Annotated in this window: 9 protein-coding genes; 2 read left to right on the top strand and 7 right to left on the bottom strand. The window is 69.6% G+C overall.

The window, feature by feature from the left end:
* Positions 1 to 79 precede the first annotated feature (79 nt).
* Positions 80 to 775, bottom strand: a complete 696-nt coding sequence (locus ACGFN2_RS28290) for an MSMEG_1061 family FMN-dependent PPOX-type flavoprotein (protein ID WP_393365255.1) — start codon at positions 773 to 775, stop codon at positions 80 to 82.
* A 48-nt stretch (positions 776 to 823) separates the two neighbouring features.
* On the bottom strand, positions 824 to 1,753 hold the full coding sequence (locus ACGFN2_RS28285; protein ID WP_393365253.1) for a PDR/VanB family oxidoreductase: 930 nt from the start codon (positions 1,751 to 1,753) through the stop codon (positions 824 to 826).
* Between the two features lie 12 nt (positions 1,754 to 1,765).
* Between ACGFN2_RS28285 and ACGFN2_RS28280 the strand changes: the two genes are divergently transcribed.
* Both ACGFN2_RS28280 and ACGFN2_RS28275 read left to right on the top strand, forming a co-directional pair.
* Positions 1,766 to 2,206: a TetR/AcrR family transcriptional regulator C-terminal domain-containing protein gene (locus ACGFN2_RS28280; RefSeq protein WP_393365251.1), complete on the top strand. Its 441-nt coding sequence runs from the start codon at positions 1,766 to 1,768 to the stop codon at positions 2,204 to 2,206.
* 226 nt (positions 2,207 to 2,432) lie between these two features.
* The gene (locus ACGFN2_RS28275) at positions 2,433 to 3,077 is read left to right on the top strand and encodes a DNA alkylation repair protein (RefSeq protein ID WP_393365454.1); all 645 of its coding nucleotides are present in this window, start codon (positions 2,433 to 2,435) and stop codon (positions 3,075 to 3,077) included.
* A gap of 29 nt (positions 3,078 to 3,106) precedes the next feature.
* Here ACGFN2_RS28275 and ACGFN2_RS28270 read toward each other — a convergent pair whose 3' ends face one another.
* The 5 genes from ACGFN2_RS28270 to ACGFN2_RS28250 form a co-directional block, all read right to left on the bottom strand.
* The gene (locus ACGFN2_RS28270; RefSeq protein ID WP_393365249.1) at positions 3,107 to 4,171 is read right to left on the bottom strand and encodes an AraC family transcriptional regulator; all 1,065 of its coding nucleotides are present in this window, start codon (positions 4,169 to 4,171) and stop codon (positions 3,107 to 3,109) included.
* A 33-nt stretch (positions 4,172 to 4,204) separates the two neighbouring features.
* Positions 4,205 to 5,149: a VOC family protein gene (locus ACGFN2_RS28265; protein WP_393365247.1), complete on the bottom strand. Its 945-nt coding sequence runs from the start codon at positions 5,147 to 5,149 to the stop codon at positions 4,205 to 4,207.
* Between the two features lie 256 nt (positions 5,150 to 5,405).
* Positions 5,406 to 6,533, bottom strand: a complete 1,128-nt coding sequence (locus ACGFN2_RS28260) for an FAD-dependent monooxygenase (RefSeq protein WP_393365245.1) — start codon at positions 6,531 to 6,533, stop codon at positions 5,406 to 5,408.
* Positions 6,534 to 7,080: 547 nt separating this feature from the next.
* Positions 7,081 to 7,455 carry a hypothetical protein gene (locus ACGFN2_RS28255; RefSeq protein ID WP_393365243.1) on the bottom strand — a complete coding sequence of 125 codons (375 nt, stop codon included), beginning with the start codon at positions 7,453 to 7,455 and terminating at the stop codon, positions 7,081 to 7,083.
* A gap of 152 nt (positions 7,456 to 7,607) precedes the next feature.
* On the bottom strand, positions 7,608 to 8,054 hold the full coding sequence (locus tag ACGFN2_RS28250; RefSeq protein ID WP_362610786.1) for a TIGR03618 family F420-dependent PPOX class oxidoreductase: 447 nt from the start codon (positions 8,052 to 8,054) through the stop codon (positions 7,608 to 7,610).
* Between the last annotated feature and the right edge of the window lie 505 nt (positions 8,055 to 8,559).

Here is an 8,559-nt window from a genome sequence, read left to right as displayed (position 1 = left end):
TTCCGCCGCACCGCGGAACCGGCCGGCCCGGCTTCTGCCGTCCGCCGCCACGGCGGCCGGGCCCTTCATCCGCACTCCCTCAGTACAGGTTGTGCTGGTACTGGTGCTCGGCGATCGCTGTGAGTTCCCCGAGCTGATCGCCGAGGTTGTCAGCCATCTTGGCGGCGTTCTCGGCCACGTGCATCGTGCAGAAGTCACCGCCCAGCAGAACGGCATCGGCAAGGCGGCGCTGATCGCCCTCCCACAGCTTTGAGCGGATCACGGCCTTGCCGCACTGGGAGAACACCTCCCGTACGCGCACGACGATCGCCAGCACAGCCGGCTTTCCGTCGGCGCTGAGCATGGTCAGCAGCTCCGGATCATCGCTGATGAACGCTTCCCCGTTCACCCGCACGACCTCCCGCAGTCCGGGCACGAGGAACACCAGACCCACCGCCGGATTGCGGGTGAGGTTCTCGAAGGTGTCGGCGAGTTTGTTCCCCGGGCGATCCGGGAGGGCCAGCGTCCAGGGGCCCAACACGCGCACGGCTCCTGGCGGATCACCCTTGGGACTGATGTCGAGGTGCCCGGCGTCGTCCGCCGTGGCGAGACAGCAGAACGTGCTGTGCGCGATGAACCTGGTGACGAACTCACCGAGGTGGCTCTCCTTCTTGTCCGCGATGAACGGTGTCGGATATCCGATGACCTCCCGCACCCGGTCCATGGTCAGCGGACGGTAGTCGTCGGCGGCGGTGCGCGTCGGAGCGCCGCCGTGGGTGTCGTCGTGGCGGTTCAAACCGGCCCTCCAGAAAGCTGTTCTTCTCGGCCATGGCTGTCCGGCGTGTCACACATCGAGGACGAGGCGTCCGCCCCGGGCTCGGGACACGCAGAGGTACATACGGTCACCGGCGGCGCGGTCGTCCGCCGTGAGGATGTCGTCGCGATGGTCGGGCTCGCCGTCGAGAACCCGCGTCTCGCAGGTGCCGCACACGCCCTCGCGGCAGGAGCCGGTCACGGGAAGGCCCGCGTCCGCCAGCCCGCTCAGGATGCTCCGACCGGCCGGAACGGTCACCGTACGGTTCGACCGTGCGCACACCACCTCGACCTCGGTGTCGACCCGGGCCGCCTTGGGACGCGGCCTGAACCGCTCCAGGCGTACCGCACCGGGACCCCAGTGCGCGGCCCCGTTCTCGACGGCGGTCAGCAACGGTTCCGGGCCGCATGCGTAGACGGTGGTGTCGGGCCGGGGCCGGTCCAGCCATTCGTGCAGCGGTATGCGGCCCGCCCGGTCCTCCGGGTAGAGCCGCACGTTGTCCGGATGGTCGCGCAGCTCACCGAGGAAGGCCATCGAGTCCGCGCTGCGGCCGCCGTAGAGGAGCTGCCACGGGGTGCCCCATGCGGCGGCCTGTCCGACCATCGGCAGGATCGGGGTGATACCGATGCCGCCCGCGATGAACAGGTAGGCCTTCTCCTGTGTGAAGCCGAAGTTGTCCAGCGGCCCGCGCACCCGGACGGGCTGTCCCGGTCGCAGGAAGGCATGCACATACTCCGAGCCGGCTCGGCTCGCCCGCTCGCGCAGCACCCCGATGCGGTAGCAGACGCGATCCTGCGGGGACCCGCACAGTGAGTACTGCCGCACGATGCTTGTGGGCAGCACCAACTCGACATGGGCACCCGGCCGCCACGGCGGAAGCTCCGCCCCGTCGGGGGAGGACAACTCGACGGAGACCACCCCCGCGGCCTCCCAACGCAGCTGGCGCACGATCAGTGGCATCTCAGACATCGTTTGGGTCCCGCCATCCCTCTTGCCTGGGAGGACCGCGTCCGGGCCCTGGCCCGCTGGTGCCGAGGAGTCCTCCTCGCGCATCGCGACTCCGCACGCCTGATCGCAGGACTCTCCACGACCGAGGTCAACACCTATCGGTTCTCCGACACGATGATCCAGACGCTTCTCGATGCCGGCTTCGTGCCTCGAACCGCGGCCTGGGCGAACTGCACCCTCTTCTACCTGGTCCTGGGAATCACGCAGGAGCAGCAGGCGCAGTCCGCCCACCCTTCCGCGCCGGCGGCTTTCGACGAGTCCGAGTTCCCGGCCCTGCGAGCAGCCTCCGCCCACATCACTACCGGCTCCTTCGACGAGCGCTTCGAGTTCGCGCTGGACATGCAAGTGGCCGCACTCCGGGCGGAGTTGGCCCGTAGCGGCCACGCAGGTGACCGCGAGGCCTGATCCTCCCGCTTCGGAGGCCTGCCTGCTGATGTCGACCAGATGGCCGTCCCCCGAGTTTCCCCTCGATCAGCAGCTCGTTGACCTCGTCATGCTCAGGGTCATGTTCAGGTGGAGACCTCACGACGAACACGAGACCCCCTTCGGCCGTAGGCTGAACCGCGCACGTGATGGACAGGAGGCTGTGGTGGCCGAGACGACTCCGACCGGGACGACGGTGGCCGAGGTGATGGCCGAATTGGCCGCGCTCCAGGACCCGAAGACACGCGAGGTGAACGAGAAGCACGGTGACGATCACGGTGTGAAGCTCAGCAGTCTGCGTGCGCTCGCGAAGCGTCTCAAAACGCAGCAGGAACTCGCGTGCCGGCTATGGGAGACGGATGACACCGGGGCGAGACTCCTGGCGATCCTGATCTGCCGCCCCAAGGCGTTCGAGCGCGACGAGCTGGACGCCATGCTGCGCCAGGCGCGCCTACCCAAGGTGCACGACTGGCTCGTGAACTACGTGGTGAAGAAGAACCCGCACGCCGAGGAACTGCGCCTGGCCTGGTCCGCCGACCCGGATGCGGTGGTCGCGAGCGCCGGCTGGGCGCTGACGACCGAACGCGTCGCGAAGAAGCCCGAGGGGCTCGACCTCGCCGGACTGCTCGACATCATCGAGGCGGAGATGAAGGACGCCCCCGATCGCCTGCAGTGGGCGATGAATCACTGCCTGGCCCAGATCGGAATCGAGCACCCCGAGTACCGCACCCGCGCCATCGAGATCGGTGAGCGCCTGGAGGTGCTCAAGGACTACCCGACGTCCCCGGGCTGCACCTCTCCGTTCGCGCCCACCTGGATCAACGAGATGGTGCGCCGACAGCACGACAGGTAGGAGGGGCCGGGGTTGTCTTCGAGTTGGGGTCACCTTCGAGCCGCGGTGTCGGAGGGGAGTTCGGCGAAGCGGTCGCGGTAGGCGCTAGCGAAGCGGCCGAGGTGGGAGACGCCCCACCGGTAGGCGATGGTGCCGACGGGGTCGGTGGAGGCGAGGATGTCCGCACGGATTCGGTCGAGCCGCAGGCTGCGGACGTAGGACAGGGGCGAGAGGCCGAGCCGGTCGCGGAACGCCGAACTGATGGTGCGAGGGCTGCAGTGGGCGGCCTGCGCGATGTCACTGAGGCTGATGCGCTCGGTGAGGTTCGCCTCGATGAACGCGAGTGCCACGCGCACGGCACGTGGGTGGCCGGGTGGAGGACCGCCGGCGCGCAGCTCGGCCGTGTGCGAGTGCGGCTGGGCCAGGAGCAGGGCGGTGACGAGGGACCGCAGCTGGCCGTGCTGCACGTCCGAGCGCTGGAAGAGGGGGTCTCCCGAGTCCAGCTGTTCGAGGAGGGAACGGACCAGGAGCCGCACCGCCCGGCCCTTGGAAGTACCCAGGTCCAGGGCGAAGTCAAAGCGTATGGGCGAGAGCGGCGGGTGCCCGGTCAACGCACGGAACTCCTGGTCGACCAGGGCGGCGTCGATGCGCAGCCCCAGGAACCGGGTCCCGCGGGCACGCACGGGCCGTAATTCCTGGGAGTCTCCGGGGTTGACGACTCCCGCCGTCGACCTGTCCAGGGTCGCCCGCAGGCTGCCACGCGCTGCCGAGATCGCGCCGGAGACGCCGATGTTGACGAAGTAGGACCTGCGGCCCTGGGCGGAGGCGACGCGCACATCGAGCGGCGAGGCGAAGTAACCCACCGCGAAGTCGTGCGCGGCCACACCACGCAGTTCGTGATCGCCGCCGCACAGGCCGCCCAGCGGCGAGGTGGCGACAGAGCCGCCGAAGAGCAGGGTGGCGGCGTTCAGCAGGTCGACGGGGTTCCGGGATTTGCTGATGAGGTAGGTGCGCAGCGGCTCCGGCACGGCGTTCACCTCCCTTGGTGCGCCCGCCGCGGTGCTGTGGAGCGTGGGTGGCGGGTGGCCCGAGTCGGGCGTCAGTGTCTCAGCCATGGTGATTGTCCGTGAGTTCCTCTTCGGCCGGGCTCACATCGGTGGGGCGACGAACAGCCCCGGGTCCACGTCGTTGTGGGATTTGGCGGCGATGAACTCGTCCATCTCGTTGGCCGTGCCCCACTGATCCGCGTTGGCGGGGTCGCGCAGGTCGTAGACGTGGGGATGCCAGGTGTCCTCGTCCAGGATCTCCAGCTCGGTGGTGTACTCGACGGTGTTGCCAGCGCGGTCCAGGAAGTAGCTGAAGGAGTTGTCACCGGCACGGTGCCGCCCCGGCCCCCACAGCCGCTCGACGCCCATGCGCCGCATCCGGCCGGTGCCGCGCATGAACTCGTCGATTCCGCGCATCTCGAACGAGGCGTGGTGGAAAGCCGCGTGAGGCCCGCGCACGATGCCGAAGCTGTGGTGGAAGGTGTTGCACCGCAGAAACCACATGATCTCGCCGCGACCGCCAAGGCACATGCTGTCCGAGAGACGGAACCCCAGATGCCTGACGTACCAGGGAACCGTGGCCTCGGGGGTGGGGGAGTTCATCAGGACGTGGGAGAGGCGCACGGGGATCGGCTCGCGGGCCTCGATCCTGCGGTGCCGGCGCGCGGCGACGTCGGCGGAGACCTCCACCACGCGGCCCTCGTTGTCGAAGAAGCGGACCGCATAGCCGCCCCCGGGTGTGTCCAACGGCTTCGGTTCGTGGACCAGCCGCACGCCCTGCGTGATCAGCCGTGCGGCCAGGGCGTCGACATCGCTCGTGTCGGCAGCGCCGAAGGCGATCAGGTCGGTGCGCTTGTGGGCGTCCTCGCGCAGTCGCACCACGTACTGCTCCGGGGAGCCTTCGGCTGCCAGGAACGACACACCGGTGTCACCGGCGGCCTCCGTCAGCCCCCACAACTCGGTGTAGAACTGACGCTGCTCGGTGAAGTTCGGCATGGCGACATCGATGTGCCGCAGGTGGGTGATCAGACTGCTGCTGTTGCTCATGGTGCACTCCCTTGAGGCGCGCTGGTCAGCTCAGTTGTTGTCGTTGGGGCAGCTCGGTCGTCCCGTGATCCGGCCGAGGACGGTGGGCAGCACGTGTCCCTCGCCCCTTGCCCTTCGTCCATGGGGCGGCCACGGAGCATCCCGGCTGTCTTGAGGTCCGTGTTCGAGGCCCAGGGCCGCTACCCGGTCTGCGTCCAGGTGCTCCTGCTTGCCCTCGCAGGCAGGCGAAACGTGTGGGGCACTTCGCGCCGGATGGTCACGCGGGCTCGGCCATGAGCCGGTGCCCGGCCGCCATCAGTGGATAGGCCTCGCGATGGCGCTGCGCACGCTCCAGGCCGGCGGTCGCCACCGAGGTCGCCACGAGCGTCTGGCACCGCTGCCTGCGCCGCCTGACGAACGCCTCAAGCCCCGCCCCTACCGACCTGTGCCGCCCGAGTTCTTCGGCCAGCACGAGCCCGTCCTCGATGGCCAGAGCCGCGCCGCTGGCCATCTGCGGTGCGGGCGCGTGCGCGGCGTCACCGATGACGACGCCGTTGCCCCGGTTCCAGGCGCCCTCCAGGAACGTGGTCAGCACCGGGCGGCGCACCACCGACTCCGCCCCGGACACCAGTGGGCGGATCTCCTTCACCCGGCCCGGGAAGGCCTCCAGTATCTGCTGCAGGCGCGGGACGAGTTCGGCCTCGGGCAGGACGCTCTGCTCCACTCCGTTCTCCGTCACGAACACGTACGCCCCACCGGCCGAGATGGGCACGAGACCCGCCGTGTGGGCCTCCCCGACAAACTGGTGGATGCCGGTAGCCCACTGCGGGCGGGGCACCAGAGCCCGCCAGACCATCTGCCCGTGATAGTCGAGCGAGGCCTCAAGGCCCAGCAGGCTCCGCGTCGATGACCGGATTCCGTCCGCGCCCACCAGCAGTGCGACCTGCCGGACCGTCCCGTCCGACAACTGCACGCGGACCAGCTCGCCCTCCTCGTCCACCCTGGCGACGGTCAGTCCCTCGCGTACGACTACGCCGCGCTGCTCGGCTTCCGCGTGCAGGATGCGGTGCAGCGCGGGGCGCGCTATGCCGGCCATCGCCGGTCGCCGCGCACCGATCAGGCGCGGTAGCCGGACCTGGCCCGCGGGTTCGGCGTCCGCGTCCACGTGCGTGATCACGCTCATGCCGTAGCCCTCGGCCAGACAGCCGTCCGCGAGACCCAACTCGGCCAGCGCGCGCAGCGCAGGACCGGTCAGGCACAACCCCCAGCCGGAAGTCGCCCGCGACGGGTTGACCTCAGCGATCTCAACCTGCCATCCCGCACCGGCCAGGGCAGTGGCCGCGGTCAGACCAGCGACACCCGCGCCCACGATCATGGCCGTACGCGCACCGCGATAGCTGTTCATGTACGCCTCCAGAGCACCTGATTCCGCCGAAACCGTAGGCTCCGTGGGTGCTCGGCCTTATCCGAATCAGGCGGTGACCATCCACTGTCCGCAATCGACCCGCTGGTTGGCGACTGTGCCCGAGTGGGGGAGCCGCCGGTGTCCGGCCTGTCCCGGTTCAGTCCCAGGCTGCCGATCCGGGGGGCGATGGGCTGGGACGCGCCTCGCACGCCTCATACGCCTCTACGCCGTGGCGGCCGGGGTCGCTGCTCGGGCCGTGCTCAGTGGTCGTGCCTCAAGCAAGCCGGAGCCAAGTCCGGCGGCGAGGTCCGGCGCAGTGGGCGCTGGTCCGGACGGCGTCATCACCCGCTGATGACCGCGGGCGACGGCCCTGCCCCCCTGGGCAACGAGGCGCTTTTCGCTGCCGTCCTCGCGGTCCTCTACCGCATCGTGCAAACCGCCTGCGCTGCGAGCCGGGAGCGAAGCGCATGGGGAGGGCTGTACCCGTGGGAGCGTGCACAGCCCTCCCCATGCGTGCGGGCGGGTCAGTCAGCCGGGCCGTCCGACCTCAGCGGTCCTCGCAGGCCAGTGTCAGGCACAGCATCTGCGCCTTGTAGGGGGCGCGGTAGCTCTGGGCGGTGGGCGTCTCCTCGGAGTCCGCGACGAACCGCCACTGCGATGGCTGGGCGTGCTTGGTCTCCCCCTTCTTCTCCACCTCGACGTGGAGCGTGCGGGCCTGCGGGTCGTTCGTCTCGACGAGCACTTCGTCGCTGTCGACCGAGAAGTGGTCGTGTAACAGGACCAGACCGAACCGGTCCAGGTTTCCGTGCTTCTTCAGCACGGCCTGGATGTCCCTGGCGAACTCCGCGTCCTGCGGGCCGAGCGGTTCTGCGTCTTCGAAGCGAGGAAGACTGTGCGATGCGGGGCGGGTCTGCGTAGGCATGAGGATCTCCCTTCGACCGCGCTCTGCGGCCTCAACACACCATAGGCACAAGGCGAGTTGCGGCAGAAGCGCTTGGCGGTGGCAGATCCGACGCGAGCCGGAAGCCGGGCCGCTGGGACTCAACGCCCGCGCCGGGGCGAGGGCCGTGCCGGTCAGGGTGCGGGGACCGGGCCGCCCGGCCGGAACCGCTCAACCCCCACGATGTGCCGCACCTTGACCGGGCGCACGATCACCGCAACCCGCTGCTCGCCCGGCATGGTCCACTCGAACCGCTCGCTGCCCAGGTACTTCCGGGCCAGCTGGTCCATTCGATCGTGCGCCTCCTGGCCTTCGATGAAGCGGGCCACCTCGCCACTGATCTGCACCCGGTCGAAGGGATCGGCGGCGTCCGCGTGCGAGAGGTAGACGCGGGGGTCGCGGCGCAGGTTCTCCTCCTTCACCCGGCCCACCGAGGTGTTGAACATCAGCTCGCCCTCTCCCTCCAGATCCACCCACATCGGGCTGACCTGCGGTGCTCCGTCGGCGAACACGGTGCCGACGTACCAGATGTTGGGGGCCTGCAGCCGGGCGCGGACGGCTTCGTCAAAGATCATCGTCATGCCGGGAGGCTACCAATCATGATCACTGGGGCGGATCGGAGGATCGTGGATTCCGCATCAGGCTCATGACGCGGTCGGGTGGCGGACGACCATTGCGATTCCGGCACCCGCCTCGTGCGCACATCCACTGGCCGGCAGGGCGGCGATGTACGGACCGCAGCCAATGATTACCCGTGGGTAACTTAGCGTACAGTGCTTGCAGTTGCGGGCAGTTGGCCCCCCATCTGTCCGCAGGACAGGCTGTCACCGCACCACACACGGGCTGCCACTGCGCGTCGCCCGTGCAACGGAAAGGATCGTCCTCATGGCCTCCCCACGCCGGCTTCGCTCCGTACTGCTGCCGCTGACCGTGGTCGTCTCCGCAGCCACCCTGGGCACCGGAGCCGCCATGGGCGCGGGGGGGGGGGGGGGGGGGGGGCCCCCCCCCCCCCCCCCCCCCCCCCCCCCCCCCCCCCCCCCCCCCCCCCCCCCCCCCCCCCCCCCCCGGGGGCCGCCCCCCCCCCCC

The sequence above is a fragment of the Streptomyces sp. NPDC048612 genome (assembly GCF_043199295.1).
Classification (GTDB): Bacteria; Actinomycetota; Actinomycetes; order Streptomycetales; family Streptomycetaceae; genus Streptomyces.
Note: the sequence above shows the minus strand (reverse complement) of the source record. Positions and strands in the feature narration are given on the sequence as shown.